We start from the raw sequence: 18,363 nt of genomic DNA, 5'->3' as shown, positions 1-18,363 counted from the left end.
TGCCGCCGTTTTGACTTACGCCGCGTGAGTCAGACAGACCATGTCATATCGCGCCAAATCTCATAAGGCGCTTGGCGAAGGCTTCTCCCCGGCCTCGTTAAGCTTACCCCGTAACCACCACATCAGCATTCACTTGAATACGCCCCATTTCAAGGCATTCTCCGGCCGTGGCCACACGAGCCGGTTCAAGTATTGCGTACCGGCTTTCTAGTACGCCCGCCTCCCAGCCCTGATGGGAGGCGGGTGTCCTTTAAGCGTCGTGGGGACGCCGATCAATAAATTGCAGAAAATGCCCATCGAACCCTTGAAATCGCGGGGGCGTGAAGCTATTTAGCGCTCACCACCCGTATCGATGGCCTGCGAAGCCGACCTCTGGTCAGCCAAGCGTTTGCCGTCCGGGCAATAAAGAAAAGGTGCTCCCCGAAAGGGTAGAGCACCTTTTTCTTTTTCGGCTCTATGTCAGCGTTGCAGCCCAGGCTGCGACTTTTGTGCCTGTTGTCTTCAGATGGTCGGACGCCGAGAAGCCGGAAAGCTTCTTGCGCGGGACCAGGTCATGGTCGCCGTCTTCCAGCCACAGGATCCGGATCGCTGCCGAAAGCCTATAGCCCTCGACCTCGGGCCGGGTGCCGAATTCGTCGCGCGTACCCTGCACGATCAAGGTTGGCGTGCGTAATCCTTCCAGATGGGCGGTGCGCAGCTGCGCTGGTTTCTCCGGCGGATGGAAGGGATAGCCGAGGCAGAGAAGCCCGGCGATCTGACCGGCCGCGAAAAGGTCATCGGCCACCATGCTGGCGACCCGCCCGCCCATCGACTTGCCGCCGATGATCAGCCTGCCTTGGCAATTGAGAGCCTCGACGGCGTCACGATATTCCGACTGCAGCGTCTCGGCCTTCGGTGGAGGGCGGCGCTGGCCGGATGTCCGGCGGGCAGACATATAGCCGAATTCGAACCGGGCGACGCGGAAACCCGCGTCGGCGAGTGCTGCAGATACAGCATTCATCGATTTGGAATCCATTGGGGCGCCCGCGCCATGGGCGAGAAGAATAGTGGTTCCGGCGTCATCGGCGCCTGTTATCAGGAAGCGGCTGTCCATCGCTGCTTTCTACAGGCTGACCGCGGTTGCCGCCAGCGCCTTAATGGAAACGCGGCAGATCCGGCAGACCGGCGAATTGCTCCGTCAGAATTTCGCTGAGCGCCACCAGCACTTCCTTGCGGGAAAAGCCGACTGCCTCGAACCTGTCGATGATATCGACGATGTCGAGTTCGACCTCTCCACGGCAATGAGCGACGCGCTCGGCGGAGACCATCAGTGCGTCTTCAAGTGTCAGCATGGTTTTGCTCCTTCTGCACAAGGCAAACTGGCGAGCAAACAATTGGTTCCGCAACCGGTGGAGGGGAGCCCGCTATTGCGGGCTCCCTGATCCATCAAACCGACTTGAACACCGTATCGATGGCGCCGGCGGCCGCCTTGACAACGATATCGGCCTCTTCGCGGGTGAGGCAGAGCGGCGGCGCAAAGCCGAGGATATCACCCTGCGGCATGGCCCGGCCGATGACGCCGCGCTCGAGAAGGGCAGCAGAGATCTGCGGGCCGATCTTGCGGGAAACGTCGAAGAATTTGCGGTCGTCCTTGTCCTCGACAAATTCGATCGCCGCCATGAGGCCGTCGCCGCGCACTTCGCCGACATGCTTGTGGGAGCCGACAGCCTTGGCAAGCTCGCTGCGGAAATAGGCGCCGGTCTCGCCGGCATTCTTGACGAGATCCAGCTCGTCGATCAGTTCGAGATTGGCAATGCCGGCTGCCGCGCAAATGGGGTGCGCCGCATAGGTCCAGCCATGACCTATCGCGCCCATTTGATCCGACCCCTGAACCAGCACCTGCCAGACTTTGTCGGAGACGATGGTGCCGGAGAGCGGCGCGTAGGCCGAGGTCAGGCCCTTGGCGATGGTGATGAGACCCGGCTTCATGCCGTAGTGATCGGAGCCGAACATGGTGCCGAGGCGGCCGAAGCCGGTGACCACTTCGTCGGCGACAAGCATGACGTCATACTTGTCGAGCACGGCTTGAATCTTCTGCCAGTATCCCTTCGGCGGCGGCACGATGCCACCGGTCCCGAGGATCGGCTCGCCGATGAAGGCTGCAACCGTATCCGGGCCTTCGGCGAGAATCATCTCCTCCAGCTTGTCGGCGCAATATTGCGAGAACTGCTCCTCGTCCATCGAGCGGTCCGGGCGGCGGAAATAGTACGGTGCCTCGGTGTGGAGGACGGGCGCTCGCGGCAGGTCGAAGGCCTTGTGGAAGAGCTCAAGCCCGGTCAGCGAGCCGGTCATGACACCGGAGCCGTGATAGCCGCGCCAGCGCGAGATGATCTTCTTCTTTTCCGGGCGGCCGAGAATGTTGTTGTAGTACCAGATCAGCTTGATGTTGGTCTCGTTCGCATCCGAGCCGGACAGGCCGAAATAGACGCGGCTCATGCCTTCGGGTGCCCGGTCGATGATCATCTTCGACAGCGTGATGGAGGCTTCCGTGCCGTGACCGACATAAGAATGGTAGTAGGCGAGGTTCTTCGCCTGATTGGCGATCGCGTCGGCGATCTTCTGCCGACCGTAGCCGACATTGACGCAGTAGAGACCGGCAAAGGCATCCAGGCTGGTGCGGCCGTTGGTGTCGGTGATGTAGGCGCCTTCGCCCGACGAGATGACGCGGGTCGGCGTTTCGCCGCGGGCATGCATGCCCATGTGCGTCGAGGGATGGAAGAAGTGGTCGCGGTCCCAGGCGTTGAGTTCGTTGCTTCTGTCGAGCATGGCAGATGTCCTTGATGTGGTGAGTGTGAGTGCCGCGTCAGGCGGCGGTGTCGATGCAGAGATATTTGAGCTCGGTGAAGGCCTCGATGCCGTGGCGCGAACCTTCGCGGCCGAGGCCGGATTGCTTCCAGCCGCCGAAGGGGATCGGACCGCCCGTGATCTTGACGCGGTTGATCGCCACCATGCCGTATTCGAGCGCCCGTCCGAGCCGCATCTGCCGCGCACCATTGGCGGTCACGACATAGGCGACGAGCCCGTATTCGGTGTCGTTCGCCTTGGCGACGACTTCCTCTTCGGTATCGAAGACGGTGATGCCCGCGACCGGGCCGAAGGTTTCCTCGCGCATGATCAGCGCATCGGCGGGAACATTGGAGAGCAGCGTCGGCTCGAAAAACAGTTTGCCCGCCTTGTGCCGCTTGCCGCCGGTGACGAGCCTGGCGCCGCGCTTCAGCGCATCCTCGACCTGCTCCTCGACCTTGGCGATAGCCCGCTCATGCATCAGCGGGCCGATTTCGGCACCGGTGGACAGGCCGTCGCCGACCTTCAGTTCGCGGATACGCTCGGCAAATGACGCTTCAAACCGGGCGGCGATCGAGCGATGCACGAAGATGCGGTTGGCGGCGAGGCAGTCCTGGCCGGAGGTCGCAAACTTCGCATCGATGGCGATCTTCACCGCCTGCGCGACATCGGCATCATCGAAGATGATCAGAGGGGCGTGGCCGCCGAGCTCCATGACGAGCCGCTTCATGGTTGGCGCGCATTGGCCCGCGATCAGCCTACCGATACCGGTCGAGCCGGTAAAGCTGATTGCCCGGATGCGCTCGTCTTCGCAAAGGCGGCCGACGATGGTCGCAGCATCGCCGGTCACGACGTTGAAGACCCCGGCGGGAAGCCCGGCACGCTCGCCGAGTTCGGCAAGAGCCAGCGCAGAGAGCGGCGTTTCGGAAGAGGGGTGGGCAACGACGCTGCAGCCGGCGGCAAGGGCGGCGGCCGCCTTGCGGGTGATCATCGCGGACGGAAAATTCCAAGGCGTGACGATGCCGACGACACCAAGCGCTTCGCGGCGAACGATCATCTCGGCGCCCGGCAGATGGCTGGTGACGTTTTCGGCATTCAGCCGCTTGCCCTCTTCGGCATACCATTCGACGAAGGAGGCGGCATAGTCGATTTCGCCGAGCGATTCCGACAGCGGCTTGCCTTGCTCCAGCGTCATGATCAGAGCCAGATCGTCCTTGGCTTCCAGCATCAGGTCGTGCCATTTGCGAAGAATCCGGGCCCGCTCCTGCGGCAGCATCGCCCGCCAGGCGGGCATGGCGCGGGCAGCGGAATCGATGGTCGCCGTGGTCTCTTCAGCGCCAAGGCTCGCCACCCAGGCGATGGTCGCGCCGCTTGCGGGATCGGCAACCTCGAAGCTTTTGCCGTCGGTGCCTGCAGACCAGCGGCCATCGCAATAGGCGAGGTCGCGCAGCAGATGCCTGTCCTTGAGGCGCGACAGCGCCTGATGAAAATCGGGGCGGGCAAAAACCGCAGTCATGTCTGTCTCCTCGTTACCGACGGCGAAGTCTTTCACGGGAGGAGGCGAGATTTTGTCCTTTGAGGGCGCTTTAAAGAGAGAGATTGTCTAAGGCTTCGCGGCAGGCCACACGATCTGTCTATGGCGCGGATGGGGTCTCTGTCTGCACCAGGGCTGCGACCGGCAAGACCGTCTCATCCTTGACGGTCTTGGTGACGATATAGGTGAAATAGCGCTCGATCCCGAGCTCGCGATCGAGCAGACCATCGATCAGCCGCTGGTAGGCATCGATGTCAGGAGCTGCGACCTTGAGGAAGTAATCGACGCCACCACCAACCGACCAGCAGCCGACGATTTCCGGGACGCCGGTGACCGCCCGCTCGAAGCGTTCGAAATCGCTCTGCCGGTGATTGGCGAGCGTCACTTCTACCATCACGCTGGCGACCGGGGCGATTTTGCGCAGGGCGATGCGCGCATGATAACCGGTGACGATGCCTGCCTTTTCCAGCTTGCGCAGCCGCATCCAGCAGGGCGTCGGCGAAAGCCCGGCCTTTTCTGCCAAAGCAAGTTTGGTAATGCGGCCATCCCGCTGAATCGCATCGAGAATTCTGAGGTCGATGGCATCAAGTTTCATGATCGTTCCGGCCGTCCAAATCATTTCAAAAGCGAGCGCGACAATGGAAGCGCATTTGGCTGGCGTCAATCGAGGTGACCTCCAGGATACCTGAATAACGCCGCAAGGCAGATCGGGACGCGATCTCTTCGATGCGCAAGCAGTCGTTAACCATCGCCGGTCTAACGATTGAGTTCGTGAACCGGGATGATTCGATGGATGCCTCTCCTGCGGCGCTTCTTGCCGCTCTTAAGAACAGTGAACTTTTGATCGTGCGCGATGTGAGCAAGGCAGGCGATGTCGATCGTTGCGCCGAAACGCTCGACAACCTGCATGGCGAGGCAGCCGTGACATTCTGGAAGGCTGAGTGCCGCCGGCTGGCGGATGAATTGGCACAGTGCGGACTGGCAAGCGAAGCGATCAGCGAGCGCGTTCTCGATTTTCAGGCAACCGTCCAGACGGTACTCGTCCAGCGCCACCAGGCCCGGGCCTTGGCCGCAACGCGCGCCGAACAGCAGAAGAAGCGCCGTATCGCCTGATTGTCAGAGCCGGCGCAGGCTGATCTCGCTGGTGACCACGGTCTTGCCGGATGCCGGATCCCTGTCGACCGTCTGGATCGACAACTGGCTATTACCGCGCTTGCTGATCGTCATGTTGGCATTGCGGTCGCCATTGATCAGACGCGCCCAGCGGACCGCGAGATTGATCACATCGCCCTGACGACTTCCCGAAAGCTGCGAGGGCGCCCCTGACGGGCCGACATAGGTTCCGGAATAGCGCGTGCCCCGTGCCGTCAGGTCGGCTGATATGGCGCGGTTGATCACCAGAAGCCCGCGGCAATTTCCGCGCATAGAGATCGAAGCGCCCGGCGCGTTGATATTGAACTTGCAAGAGACATTGATCGGCGAGCTGCCGATCTTGCGGGTGACCTTGCCGGTCCCGGTCCAGTTGCCGCTGAGCGGCTGCAGGAAGCCCGCTTCGTCAGCGGCGGCCGGTGCCGCAACGCAAAGTCCGGCAAGAATTGCAAAGAGGCGTGCCTGAATACGCATGATCTCAATCCCCATGAGCGGAATTGACACAGAACGCAGTGAAAGCGGCGACGGTTCCGCCCAATGGCATCAGAGCCAGTTGATGCGTTTGAGGATATAGAGGGTCGCGATCGAGGTTGCCGCCACGAAGGCGACGATGATGATGAAGGCCCAGGTGTCGTTGACGCCAGGAATGCCGCCGACATTCATGCCGAACAGGCCGGCGACGACGCTCGGCGGCAGCAGTAGCGCCGCAAGGGCGGCAAGCCGGTTGGAATTGCGGGCGATGCGCTCACTGATCACGGTCGACAAGTCGTCATGCAGGATGCCGGTGCGGTCGCGGATCGCATCCAGATATTCGATGAAGCGCATCAGCTTGTCGATGACCTCGCGCATCCGGAGCTTGTCGCGCTCGGCAAGCCAGGGCGCGTCGTCATGCTCGATGCGGTTCAGCGCGTCGCGCTGTGGTGCGAGGTAGCGGCGCAACTGTACGGACCGCCGGCGCAACAGCTTCAGACGCTCCCGGACCTCGGCGGCCTCACCATGAAAGATCAATTCGTCGAGTTCGTCGACTTCCTCGTCCATCTGGTCAAGAACCGGCTCCAGGTCCCTGACAAGCTTGTCGCTGACGAGGGCGAGCAACTCGCCTGTCCGCTTCGGCCCTTTGCCCTTTTCGAGCGCCTGCCGGATATCGCGCAGCGCTGTGATGTAGTGGCCGCTGTCGCGTAGCGTCACGACGCGATTTTCATCCACCCAGGCATGGAGGGGAACGAGATCGATCTCGATGGTGGCGTCCCCGGCTTCCTCGGGTGGCGCCGCGCAGACGCCGCGCAGGATGATCAGCAGACCGTCGTCGACGGGCTCGACGCGTGGACGGGATTCGTCCTCCAGCAAGGCATCGGCAACGAGCGGATCGAAGCCACCGTTGCTGGCGACCCAGGCGGCTGCGGCGTCGTGATCGCGTTCCAGGTGGACCCAGAGAATGCCATCAGCAGGCTTCCAGTCACGAAGACCGGCCGCGCCGATTTCGCGGCAGCCGCCCTTGCCATCGAGAATGACGGCAAAACGTATGCCGGGTTCCACGCCATAGCTTAGCTGGATCTTCTGGCCTGCGACCTCCATCCGTGCCCATCCTCCCGTCGAAAGTGCAAAAAAGAAAGCGAAATCATGCGGCTATTTCGGCATGGTTTAGCACTTCGCGAAGGGCGGCGGAACTACAGTTTCTGATCAATGATCGCATGCTTTACGGCCTGTTCGGCCGAGCCGATCACTCCGCTGCAGCCGCAAGACATCCGTCGATGATCGTGCGGATTTCGGCGCGGCAGGAGCCGCAATTGGTTCCAGCATTCAGCTCCTTGCCGACCGCTTCGACGCTGTGACAGCCGCCGCGGATCGCGCCGATGATCTGGTTGACCCCGACGCCGAAGCAGGAGCAGACGGTGGCGCCCGGATCCGGCTTTCCGGCGCCCGGCCGGCCGGCGGCGATCGCGAAGCGTTTGCGCAAGTCGTCATGCGAGGCAACCAGTTGCTGGATCGCCCAGGCGCGGGCGACGGCGACCGGCTCGGCGGCGATAAAGAGGGCGGCAAGCAGGCGGCTGCCGTCGAAAAAGGCGAGGCGGGTCTCACCAGTCGCGCCGTCGGTGTAGCCGATCGGCTCGGCCTCTATCGGAATTCCGAGATGCGCTCTGCACCACCCTGTCCAATCCTGCATGCTGTCGCATGCGGCAAATTCCAGCCGCCAGCCACCGTCGGCCTTGGCGAGTGCCCAGTAATCGCAGTCGAGACCATGCGGTTTTTCGACCGATACCGCGAAGCCATAGTGCTGTACCTTCACCGGCTGCAGCTTGACCGCGACGTTCTTCGAGGCCGGCTGGCCGGAAAGCGGATCAACGACAGGGGCGACAACGGCATCGATGCGGGACCGGGCGGCGAACTGGTCGTTCCAATGCATCGGGACGAACACGCTGCCGCGGGCCTGCCGGCCGGTCACCAGCGCGCGGACAACCGCCGTGCCATGCGGACTTTCGAGCTGCACCAGACCGGCACTGCGCACACCAAGTTCGATCGCGTCGCGGGGATGGATTTCCGCGAAGGGTTCGGCGATATGGGCAGACAGGCGCGCGCTTTTTCCCGTGCGGGTCATGGTGTGCCACTGGTCGCGGATACGCCCGGTGTTGAGTGTCAGCGGGTAGTCGCTGCTGGTGCGATCCGTCTCAGGCAACTCGATGGCGATGAAACGGGCACGGCGATCGCCGTGAAAGAAGCCGCCCTGGCTGAAGAACCGGGGCGTGTTGCCACCGCCTGACGGCGCCGGCCATTGGAAGGGCGGCTGACTGTCGTAAGCATCAGGATCCAGATCGGCATGCGCGCCGATATCGAAATCGCGGGTGCCGGCATTCTCGAAAGCGGACAATGCGGCATGCTCGGCGAATATCGTCGCAGGGTTTTCGAAGCCGAAAGCGCTCGTGTGTCCCATGCGGCGCGCGACTTGCGCAAGCTGCCACCAGTCCGGCTTTGCCTCGCCGGGAACGGTCAGGAACGGACGCTGGCGGGAAATGCGGCGCTCGGAGTTGGTGACGGTGCCATCCTTTTCTCCCCATCCAAGCGATGGCAGCAGCACATCGGCATGGCGGGTCGTATCAGTCTCTTGCAGAACATCGGAAACGACGACGAAGGGGCAGGCGGCAATCGCTGCCTCGACAGCATCGGCATCCGGCATCGAGACGACGGGATTGGTGGCCATGATCCAGAGCGCCTTGATGCGCCCATCGGCGACGGCGCGGAACATGTCGACGGCCTTGAGACCGGGCTTCTGCGCAATGACGGGCGACGACCAGAAGCGCTGGACACGATCCCTGTCGGCGGCGTTTTCGATTGCCATATGCGCAGCCAGCATATTGGCGAGACCGCCGACCTCGCGTCCGCCCATGGCATTCGGCTGGCCGGTCAGCGAAAACGGCCCCATGCCCGCCCGGCCGATTCGGCCGGTCGCCAGGTGACAGTTGATGATGGCGTTGACCTTGTCCGTGCCCGATGACGACTGGTTGACGCCCTGGCTGTAGCAGGTGACGGCCCGCTCGGTGGTCTCAAACAGCCGGAAGAATTCGCGGAGCTGCATGGCGGGCAGCCCGGTCCGTTCAAGCAGCGTGTCCCAGCTTACCGATGATGCGGCCGCGAAGGCCTCGCCAAATCCCGCCGTGTGAGCGCCGATATAGTTCTGGTCGATCGCTGGACTGGTGGCGATATGCGCCAGCAATCCGGTAAAAAGCGCGACGTCGCCATCGGGGCGGATCGCAAGGTGCAGGTCGGCGATATCGGAGGTCATCGTTCGGCGCGGATCGATGACGACGATCTTCATGCCCGGGCGGGCGGCCTTGGCGGCGGAAAGCCGCTGATAAAGAACCGGGTGGCACCAGGCAAGATTCGAACCCGTCAGGATGACGAGATCGGCAAGCTCCAGATCCTCGTAGGCGCCGGGCACGGTGTCCGATCCGAAGGCGCGGCGGTGACCGGCGACGGACGACGACATGCAGAGGCGGGAATTGGTGTCGATATTGCCCGAACCGATGAAGCCTTTCATCAACTTGTTGGCGACGTAGTAGTCCTCGGTCAGCAGCTGGCCGGAGACATAGAAGGCGACGGCATTGGGACCGTGTTCGGCGATAGCTTCGGAGAATTTGGAGGCTACGAGGTCGAGGGCGGCATTCCAGTTTGACCGTTCTCCACCGATCTCAGGATAAAGCAGGCGGCCGTCGAGATCGATGGTTTCGGCGAGGGCCGAGCCTTTGGAGCAGAGGCGGCCGAAATTGGCGGGATGGTCGGGGTCGCCTCGGACGGAGACGGTGCCGCTGTCATCGAGTTTCGCGATGACGCCGCAGCCGACGCCGCAATAGGGGCAGGTCGTTTTGGTTTCAGTGGGCATGGGGGTTGGCCCTCATGCCCTGGTGCGTGGGGCTACCCCCCTCTGTCCTACCGGACATCTCCCCCACAAGGGGGGAGATCGACATGTGGAACGCATCTCCCCAAACAACCGAGGTTGGAGCGAGCGGGCGAGCCCAGCCAATCTCCCCCCTTGTGGGGGAGATGCCTGGCAAGGCTGAGGGGGGTAGCTCCGAACGCATCCGTCTGATCACTCCGCCGCCATCATCAAGCTCTCGAACGCGACAAACAGCGCCCCATCCTCGTTTCTGACAGGGATCGTCCGCACCGCTCCATCATCCGCCCCGAGCGCCTTGCCCGTTTCCAGCGAGATCACCCAGTTGTGCAGCGGGCAGGTGACGGCTTTGCCGTGGACGATACCCTGCGAGAGCGGCCCGCCCTTGTGCGGGCAGTGATCCTCGATCGCGAAGACCTCGTTCTCCGCCGTCCTGAAAACGGCTATCTTGCCTTGAGGCGTCTTTACGCAGCGCGCGCCGCGCAGCGGGATGTCGGATATGCTGCCGATCGAAATCCAGTTCATATCCATCTCCTCACTCTGCCGCTTCGCTGAAGCCGACGGTCGCCATCGGCTTGAACTCGTGCTTGTCCTTGCCGGAGACCCGCTCCGACCAGGGGTCGACCTGGGCGAATGTCTGCGAGAAGACGAAGCGCTCGTAATATCCGCGGCGCTTGTCGTGATCGGTCATGATCTGGCGGCGGATCTCGTCGAGACCGATGCGCTTTGCCCATTTATAGATGCGCTCGAGATAGCGGCCCTGCTCGCGGTACATCTGCGTCAGCGCCACGATATGCTCCAGCGCCTCATCCTCGGTTTTCACCAGGCCGAGCACCTCCGTGCCCTTGATGTCGAGACCCGCGGCGCCGGCAAAGTGGATCTCGAAACCGGAATCGACGCAGATGACGCCGATATCCTTGCAGGTCGCCTCGGCGCAGTTGCGCGGACACCCGGAGACCGCGAGCTTCAATTTTGCCGGTGTCCAGGAACCCCACATGAACTTTTCGATGCGGATGCCGAGGCCGGTGGAATCCTGCGTGCCGAAGCGGCACCAGTCGGAGCCGACGCAGGTCTTCACGGTCCGAAGTCCCTTGGCATAGGCCTGACCGGAGATGAAGCCCGCCTTGCCGAGATCGGCCCATACCGCCGGCAGGTCTTCCTTCTCGATCCCCAGAAGGTCGATCCGCTGGCCGCCGGTGACTTTCACCATCGGGATCTCGAACTTGTCGACGACATCGGCGATGGCGCGCAATTCGCTGGCGTTCGTCACCCCACCCCACATGCGCGGCACGACGGAATAGGTGCCATCCTTCTGGATGTTGGCATGGACGCGCTCGTTGATGAAACGTGACTGGTAGTCGTCGGCATATTCATCCGGCCAGTCGGCGACGAGATAATAGTTGAGCGCCGGGCGGCATTTGGCGCAGCCGCAGGAGGTCTTCCATTCCAGTTCCTGCATGACCGCGGGGATCGTCTTCAGCTTTTTCGCCTTGATCAGGCGCCTGACGTCGTCGTGGCCGAGCTCGGTGCAGGTGCACATCGGCTGAACCGCCTTGGCACTGTAGGCGTCGCCGAGCGTCAGCGACATCAGCTGTTCGACAAGCCCGGTGCAGGAGCCACAGGAGGCTGACGCCTTCGTATGAGCGCGGACATCATCGAGCGATGTCAGACCCTTGGAGGTGATGGCAGACGTGATCTTTCCCTTGCAAACGCCGTTGCAGCCACAGATTTCCGCATCATCCGGCAAGGCTGCAACGGCCGCCATAGGGTCCAGCGGCGACCCTCCCTGGTAGGCCTGGCCGAAGATCAGCGTATCGCGCATCTGCGAAATATCGGTCGCCTTCTTCTTCAGGTCGTTGAACCAGGCGCCGTCGGCGGTTTCGCCGTAGAGCACCGTGCCGATGATGCGGTTTTCCTTGATGACGAGCCGCTTGTAGATGCCGGCTGTCGCATCGCGGAGCACGATCTCTTCGCGATCGTCGCCATCGGCAAAATCGCCAAGCGAGAAGAGCTCGATGCCGGTGACCTTAAGCTTGGTCGGCGTATCGGAGTGGACGAAGGCGGGTTTGGTATCACCGGCCAGATGCGCGGCGGCAATGCGCGCCATCTCGTAGAGCGGCGCGACAAGTCCATAGACCATGCCACCGACCTCGGCGCATTCGCCAAGCGAGAAAATGCTGCCGTCGGACGTCTGCATGCCGTCATCGACGACGATACCGCGATTGACGGTCAGCCCGGCGTCCTTTGCAAGACCGGCATTGGGTCGGATGCCGACAGCCATGACGACGAGGGTGGCGGGAATGATCCTGCCATCATCGAGCTCGATGCCTTCGACCTTGCCATTGCCGATAATCGCCTTGGTATTGGCCTTGCAGATCACCTTGATGCCGCGTTCCTCGATCGCCTTCTGCAGGAGATAACCGGCGGCGGGATCGAGCTGGCGCTCCATCAGGGTCGGGTTGACGTGCAGCACGGTCACATCCATGCCGCGCAAGCTGAGACCCGCGGCCGCTTCAAGCCCCAGCAGGCCGCCGCCGATGACGACGGCCTTGGCGCGCGACTGTGCGGCAAGCAGCATGGCCTGCACATCGTCCAGATCGCGATAGGTGATGACCCCCGGCAGATCCTTGCCGGGAACCGGGATGATGAAGGGAACGGAGCCTGTGGCGATGACGAGTTTGTCGTAGCTCTCGGTGACGCCGTGATCTGACGTGACGGTCTTCGCTGTCCGGTCGATCGCGACGATCTTGTGGCCCTTGTAGAGCGTGATGCCGTGATCGATGTACCAGCCGTCGCCATGGATGACGATCTGGTCATAGGTCTTCTCACCGGAGAGAACCGGCGACAGCATGATGCGGTCGTAGTTGACGCGCGGTTCCGCGTTGAAGATCGTGACCTGATAGCGGCCGGGTGCCTGTTCGAAGAGATGCTCCAGCATGCGCCCGGGCGCCATGCCATTGCCGATGATGACGAGTTTCTCGGTCATGGGGTCACTCCGCAGCTTCGACGAAGCGGTGACGTTCGTAAAGGAACTTCAGCACGGCCTCGCGGCATTTGAGATAGGTTCGGTCGGAAGCAAGCTCGATTCGGCCCCGCGGCCGCGGGATCGGAACGTCTAGGACTTCGCCAATCCGGGCAGCCGGGCCATTGGTCATCATCACGATCCGGTCGGACAGCAGTACCGCTTCATCGACGTCGTGGGTGATCATCACCATGGTGTTGCCGAGCCGCTGATGAATTTCCATCACCGCATCCTGCAGATGGGCGCGGGTCAGGGCATCGAGCGCGCCAAAGGGCTCGTCGAGCAACAGGATCTTCGGTTCCATCGCTAGTGCGCGTGCTATGCCGACACGCTGCTTCATGCCGCCCGAGATTTCGGCGGGGCGCTTGTCCCTGGCATGCGCCATCTGCACGAGATCGAGATTGGCCATCACCCAGTCATGGCGTTCCGCCTTCGTCTTGGTGCCGCCGAAGACTTTGGAGACGGCCAGATTGACGTTGTCATAGACCGACAGCCAGGGTAGCAGCGAGTGGTTCTGGAACACCACGGCGCGTTCCGGCCCCGGTGCATTCACCTCCCGGTTTTCAAGCAAAACGGCGCCTGAAGATACCGGCGTCAGGCCGGCGATCAGGTTGAGCAGCGTGGACTTGCCGCAGCCGGAATGGCCGATGATCGAGACGAACTCGCCTTTGGCGATCGTCAGGTTGATCCCCTTCAGGACTTCGGCGCGCGTGCCGCCGCGGTCGAAATGCTTGTCGATATGGTCGAGCTTCAAATAGGCAGTCATCTGAGTATCCCTTGTTGTGGACGCAATTCCGGACCGAAAACCGGTTCCCATTTTTCCTGGAATTGCTGCTCCTCAGTTTGCGCCGCGGGTAATCAGCCGTCCGGCTGCCGCAACGAGCTTGTCGAGGGCGAAGCCGACGACGCCGATATAGGCGAGCGCGACGATGATGTCGGGCAGGCGCGACGAGTTCCACGCATCCCAGATGAAGAAGCCGATGCCGACGCCGCCAGTCAGCATTTCGGCCGCGACGATGGCGAGCCAGGACAGGCCGACGCCGATCCTAAGGCCGGTGAAGATGTAGGGGGCGGCAGATGGCAGCATGATCTTGAAGAAGAATTCGACCTGGTTGAGCCGCAGCACCTCGGCAACGTTGCGGTAGTCCTGCGGAATGTTGCGCACGCCAACGGCAGTATTGATGATCACGGGCCAGACCGAGGTGATGAAGATCACGAAGATTGCCGATGGATTGCTGTCCTGGAAGGCAGCCAGCGACAGCGGCAGCCAGGCGAGTGGCGGAACGGTGCGCAGCACTTGGAAGATCGGGTCGAGCCCGCGCATCGCCCAGACCGACTGGCCGATGATGGCGCCGATGACGATGCCGCCCACGGCCGCCAGGCCGAAGCCATAGGCAACGCGTTGCAGCGAAATCAGCACGCGCCAGCCGAGGCCGATATCCTGCGAACCATAGTTGAAGAACGGATAGGCGATCAGATCATAGCTTTCCTGCCAGACCTGATGCGGCGAGGGGAGCGAGGCGGTCGGCGACGAACAGAGAACCTGCCAGACGCCGAGGATGATGAAGAGCACGATCATCGGCGGGACGACATTGCGTACGATGGCCGCGCCGAGATTGCCGAGGTTGAAACGCCGCACCGGCGGCTTGGTCAGATGCACCACTTTCGCGGCTTTCGATGAGGCCGGGACCGGCGTGAGCGGTTCGTTCTTTGCGAGGGCTGACATGCGATCGCTCCTTGAGAATGAAAAGGCCGGCGCGCCCGTCACGCGCCGGAGGCGGGAACTAGGACGCGGCCTTGATGGCGAGGCTATCGAGGTAGGCGGATGGGTTTTCGGGATCGAAGACCTTGCCGTCGAAGAAGGTCTCCTTGCCGCGCGATGCCGAGGCCGGAATATCCGCGGCGGCAACGCCGAGATCCTTGGCAGCCTCACGCCAGATGTCCTCGCGGTTCACCTGATCGACCAGTGTCTTGATATCCGTATCCGGCGCGAACTTACCCCAGCGGATGTTTTCGGAAATGAACCAGCTGTCATGGCTCTTGAAGGGGTAGGAAACGCCGCCGGCCCAGAACTTCATATAGAGATCCGTGCCATGCTCGACGCGGCCATTGCCGTAGTTGATATCGCCCTTGAGGCGCCCGAGCACATCCTTCGGCGGCACGTTGAACCATTGCCGCTTTCCAAGGATCGCCGACATCTCCTCCTTGTTGTCCATGCTGTCGCACCATTGCTGGGCTTCCATCACCGCCATCAGCAATGCCTTGGCGGCGTTCGGGTTTTTCTCGATCCAGTCGGCGCGCATGCCGAGCGCCTTTTCAGGGTGGTGCTTCCAGAGTTCGCCGGTGGTTGCCGCGGTGAAGCCGATGCCCTGGTTGACGAGCTGCTCGTTCCAGGGCTCGCCGACACAGAAGACGTCCATGTTGCCGACCTTCATGTTGGCCACCATCTGCGGTGGCGGAACGACGATGGTCGAGACATCCTTGTCGGGATCGATCCCGCCGGCGGCCAGCCAATAGCGGACCCAGAGATCATGCGTGCCGCCCGGGAAGGTCATCGCAACCTTGACCTCACCGCCACCGGCTTTCTTCTTCTCGAAGGCCGCCTTGAGCTTCGAGGCGTCAAGCCCGACGCCGGTACCGGCATATTCCTTGGCGACGGAGATGCCCTGGCTGTCGTAGTTGAGGCGCGCGAGTAGAGCCATCCGCACCGGCTGATTGTTCTGGGTCACCTTGCCGGTGTGCATGAGATAAGGCAGCGGCGAGAGGATATGCGCGCCATCGATGCCGTTCGCAGCACCGCCAAGGACGAGATTGTCGCGCGTGGCACCCCATGACGCCTGCTTGGCGACATCAACATCGGGCATTCCGTGCTTTTCGAAGAGACCCTTTTCCTTGGCCACGATCAAGGGAGCTGCATCCGTCAGCGCGATGAAGCCGAGCTTAGCGCCGGATGCTTCCGGTCCTGCCGATGCAGCGAAAGCGCCCGATGGGAAGGCGGAACGGACTGCGCCGATGAGGGCAGCGGTGGCGGTTATCTTCAGGACGTTGCGGCGGCCGATGCTGCCGGAGAAGATCTTGGTCATGCGCAGTCCCCTTGCTGTCGAGTGGTTGCCGGATTTTGGGCATAAAAAAACGCCGCTCGGAGATTGCGTCTGCGGGAAGGAAGGGTCCCGGACTGCAAAAACCTTGCGACGTCGATGTCTGTTGCGAACGCCTATCGCGCGCTCGTCTGCCTGGATCGCCGTTGATCCGGGCGCTATTAGCCTTGCAAAGGGCGTGCCAGTTTCAGAAGAGGCTATTCAAGCATCTGGAAAGGTTGCGCCTTTTAGCCAAAAAGGGCGATCTGCCTCAAATAGAGCAGCGCTGAGAACTGCGTATCTTTTATGCGAATGCTCTCAACAAGGCGCGCCCGGCTGCCATCGATTTGTGCAGCGCAGTAGAGCTTACGCCTCTGTGGGCTCGCGGATAAAGATGGATGCGCTCTTGACCGGAAAGCCGTTGATGTAGCCCGCGAAGTCGCCCGGATCGAAGATCCGGCCGTCCATGAAGCGGTCGCCATCGCGCTCACCCTCGATTCGGACATCGGCGTCTTCAGGTGTGCAGTCATCACCGAGTGCAGCACGGTAGAGGTCGGGCCGGTAGGCGGAAGCGGCGGCGCGTGCCAGCGTCAGGCTTGGTTCCGCCTGGCCCCAGCGCACCATCTGGCTATAGATCCAGAGCGCCTGGCTGGGCCGCGGATAATTGGCGTGACCGGCGTGGAATTGGAAGTAGTTTTCGATGACCCGGCGGTTGCCCTTGGCGTCGAGGCTGAATTCGCCGGCGAGAACGTGACGGATGATCTCGACCGGGGCAGCGATATAGCGAGCGTCGGCCAGCGCTTCCGCCAGCGCATCGTGATTGGCGGGGTCGTCGCACCAGCGGGCCGCGCCATCCAGCGCCACGATCAGCCGTGACACGGTTTCCGGGTGGCTCTCGGCCCAATCAGGCCGCATGCCGATCACCTTTTCCGGCGCCGAAGGCCAGATATCCTGCTTGGCGGCGACGATGCGGCCGACGCCGCGTTCGGAGGCCACCATGTTCCACGGTGCGCCAACGCAGAAACCGTCGATGCCGCCGGCCGCCAGCGCGTCTGAGGTCAGCGGCGGCGGAACGACTACCAGCTTCACGTCCCTGTCCGGATCGATGCCGCCAGCTGCGAGCCAGTAGCGGAATTCGTAATTGTGCGACGAGAAGGGATAGGTCATCCCAAGAGTCGGCATGGCTTCGCCGCGCGCGCGCATATCGGCGAGAACGGCCGCAAGCGCCTTGGCATTGTCGAGCGCGCCGGCGGTCTCGGAAATGCCTGCCGTCTGCTGCATGCGCTCGAACAGGCGAGTGGAGAGTGTGATCGCATTGCCGCCGCGGCCGAGCGAAAAGGGCGTGATTGCGGGGGACGGATTGGAGCCGAGGCCGAGCATGGCTGCGACCGGCATCGGCGACAGCATATGGGCGATGTCGAATTGGCGGAACGCTAGCCGGTCGCGCACATTGGCCCAGGAGACATCCTTGACCAGGTCGAGCGTCAGCCCTTCCTTCTTGGCAAAGCCGAATTCCGCAGCAGCGATCAAGACCGAAGCGTCGACCAACGGAATGAATCCGGCGCGCAGGACTTTTGGTCCTTCACCGGTCAAGAGTGCGGGAGATGCGGCGCGGCCATCGCCGCTGCTGATTTTGGTCAAGACATTCACTCCAGCGTCCTCCGGGCACCCATCGCGTCGAAGAGAGGGCTCACATCAAAAGCCCGGCCGCAGTCACGACGCTCTGCGCGATTTCAGACATTTTCTTCTTTTCGTTCATCGCCGTTTGGCGCAGCAACGCGAAGGCTTCCTCTTCCGACAGGCCACGCATCCGCATCATGATGCCCTTGGCCCGCTCGACGACCTTGCGCTCCTCAAGGGCTGATTTGGCATCGGCAAGCTCGCGTTGCAAGCGGCTGAAGGCATTGAAGCGACTGACGGCCATATCGAGGATCGGCTTGACGCGCTCCTTCTTCAGTCCGTCGACCACATAGGCCGAGACGCCGGCATCGACGGCAGCCTCGATCGAGGCGCTATCGGAGCGATCGACGAACATGGCGATCGGGCGGCTGACCGAGCGCGTCAGCTGAAACAGATGTTCCATCATGTCGCGGTTCGGATTTTCGATATCGATGATGATGACATCAGGCTTTAGCGTTTCGATAATGCGCGCCACGCCCTGGACCTCGTGAATGACGGTGACGCGCAGATGCCCGGCTTCGCGCAATCCCTCTTCGATGATCGAGGCACGGATCGCGGTTTCGTCGATGACAAGGATCGTCAGGTCGAGGTGGTTCATGCGTCAGTTATGACGCAGTGCAGCAAGACTCGCAAGAGAATGGCTATAAATTTGAGCAAAGCGAATCTGTGGATAAAAAATAGGCGACCGCTG

The 18,363-nt window shown here is 62.2% G+C and carries 16 protein-coding genes; 1 reads left to right on the top strand and 15 read right to left on the bottom strand.

What is annotated here, in order from left to right:
- Positions 1-454: 454 nt before the first annotated feature.
- The 5 genes from AC1DIJ_RS25615 to AC1DIJ_RS25595 all read right to left on the bottom strand — a co-directional run bounded on the left by AC1DIJ_RS25615 (position 455) and on the right by AC1DIJ_RS25595 (position 4,952).
- Positions 455-1,093: an alpha/beta hydrolase family protein gene (locus AC1DIJ_RS25615; RefSeq protein WP_112388226.1), complete on the bottom strand. Its 639-nt coding sequence runs from the start codon at positions 1,091-1,093 to the stop codon at positions 455-457.
- Positions 1,094-1,133: 40 nt separating this feature from the next.
- Complete coding sequence (locus tag AC1DIJ_RS25610) at positions 1,134-1,331, bottom strand: hypothetical protein (protein ID WP_112388225.1); 198 nt, start codon at positions 1,329-1,331, stop codon at positions 1,134-1,136.
- A 94-nt stretch (positions 1,332-1,425) separates the two neighbouring features.
- Positions 1,426-2,805 carry an aspartate aminotransferase family protein gene (locus AC1DIJ_RS25605; RefSeq protein WP_112388224.1) on the bottom strand — a complete coding sequence of 460 codons (1,380 nt, stop codon included), beginning with the start codon at positions 2,803-2,805 and terminating at the stop codon, positions 1,426-1,428.
- Positions 2,806-2,842: 37 nt separating this feature from the next.
- Positions 2,843-4,339 (bottom strand): NAD-dependent succinate-semialdehyde dehydrogenase, encoded by a 1,497-nt coding sequence (locus tag AC1DIJ_RS25600; protein WP_112388223.1) that lies wholly within the window; start codon positions 4,337-4,339, stop codon positions 2,843-2,845.
- A gap of 118 nt (positions 4,340-4,457) precedes the next feature.
- Positions 4,458-4,952: an Lrp/AsnC family transcriptional regulator gene (locus AC1DIJ_RS25595; protein WP_112388989.1), complete on the bottom strand. Its 495-nt coding sequence runs from the start codon at positions 4,950-4,952 to the stop codon at positions 4,458-4,460.
- A gap of 194 nt (positions 4,953-5,146) precedes the next feature.
- Between AC1DIJ_RS25595 and AC1DIJ_RS25590 the strand changes: the two genes are divergently transcribed.
- A complete protein-coding gene (locus tag AC1DIJ_RS25590) occupies positions 5,147-5,470 on the top strand; it encodes a DUF6074 family protein (protein WP_112388988.1) in 324 nt (107 codons plus the stop codon).
- 3 nt (positions 5,471-5,473) lie between these two features.
- Here AC1DIJ_RS25590 and AC1DIJ_RS25585 read toward each other — a convergent pair whose 3' ends face one another.
- From AC1DIJ_RS25585 to AC1DIJ_RS25540, 10 genes are all read right to left on the bottom strand, one after another.
- Entirely contained in the window at positions 5,474-5,980 is a 507-nt protein-coding gene (locus AC1DIJ_RS25585) for a hypothetical protein (protein WP_112388987.1), read from the bottom strand.
- A 69-nt stretch (positions 5,981-6,049) separates the two neighbouring features.
- The gene (locus AC1DIJ_RS25580; RefSeq protein WP_112388222.1) at positions 6,050-7,081 is read right to left on the bottom strand and encodes a CorA family divalent cation transporter; all 1,032 of its coding nucleotides are present in this window, start codon (positions 7,079-7,081) and stop codon (positions 6,050-6,052) included.
- Positions 7,082-7,226: 145 nt separating this feature from the next.
- Positions 7,227-9,881 (bottom strand): nitrate reductase, encoded by a 2,655-nt coding sequence (locus AC1DIJ_RS25575; RefSeq protein WP_112388221.1) that lies wholly within the window; start codon positions 9,879-9,881, stop codon positions 7,227-7,229.
- A gap of 207 nt (positions 9,882-10,088) precedes the next feature.
- The gene (gene nirD / locus AC1DIJ_RS25570; RefSeq protein WP_112388220.1) at positions 10,089-10,424 is read right to left on the bottom strand and encodes a nitrite reductase small subunit NirD; all 336 of its coding nucleotides are present in this window, start codon (positions 10,422-10,424) and stop codon (positions 10,089-10,091) included.
- Positions 10,425-10,428: 4 nt separating this feature from the next.
- Entirely contained in the window at positions 10,429-12,879 is a 2,451-nt protein-coding gene (gene nirB, locus AC1DIJ_RS25565) for a nitrite reductase large subunit NirB (protein ID WP_112388219.1), read from the bottom strand.
- Positions 12,880-12,883: 4 nt separating this feature from the next.
- The gene (locus tag AC1DIJ_RS25560) at positions 12,884-13,681 is read right to left on the bottom strand and encodes an ABC transporter ATP-binding protein (RefSeq protein WP_112388218.1); all 798 of its coding nucleotides are present in this window, start codon (positions 13,679-13,681) and stop codon (positions 12,884-12,886) included.
- Between the two features lie 72 nt (positions 13,682-13,753).
- Positions 13,754-14,641, bottom strand: a complete 888-nt coding sequence (gene ntrB, locus AC1DIJ_RS25555; protein ID WP_112388217.1) for a nitrate ABC transporter permease — start codon at positions 14,639-14,641, stop codon at positions 13,754-13,756.
- Between the two features lie 58 nt (positions 14,642-14,699).
- On the bottom strand, positions 14,700-15,998 hold the full coding sequence (locus AC1DIJ_RS25550) for a CmpA/NrtA family ABC transporter substrate-binding protein (RefSeq protein WP_112388216.1): 1,299 nt from the start codon (positions 15,996-15,998) through the stop codon (positions 14,700-14,702).
- Positions 15,999-16,358: 360 nt separating this feature from the next.
- The gene (locus AC1DIJ_RS25545) at positions 16,359-17,633 is read right to left on the bottom strand and encodes a CmpA/NrtA family ABC transporter substrate-binding protein (RefSeq protein WP_405049560.1); all 1,275 of its coding nucleotides are present in this window, start codon (positions 17,631-17,633) and stop codon (positions 16,359-16,361) included.
- A 49-nt stretch (positions 17,634-17,682) separates the two neighbouring features.
- Positions 17,683-18,270, bottom strand: coding sequence for an ANTAR domain-containing response regulator (locus AC1DIJ_RS25540; RefSeq protein WP_112388214.1), 588 nt, complete (start codon positions 18,268-18,270; stop codon positions 17,683-17,685).
- Between the last annotated feature and the right edge of the window lie 93 nt (positions 18,271-18,363).

It is taken from the genome of Rhizobium sp. 10N427 (assembly GCF_056394605.1).
The sequence above is the reverse complement of the archived record's forward strand: the minus strand, read 5'-3'. Positions and strand labels throughout refer to the sequence as shown.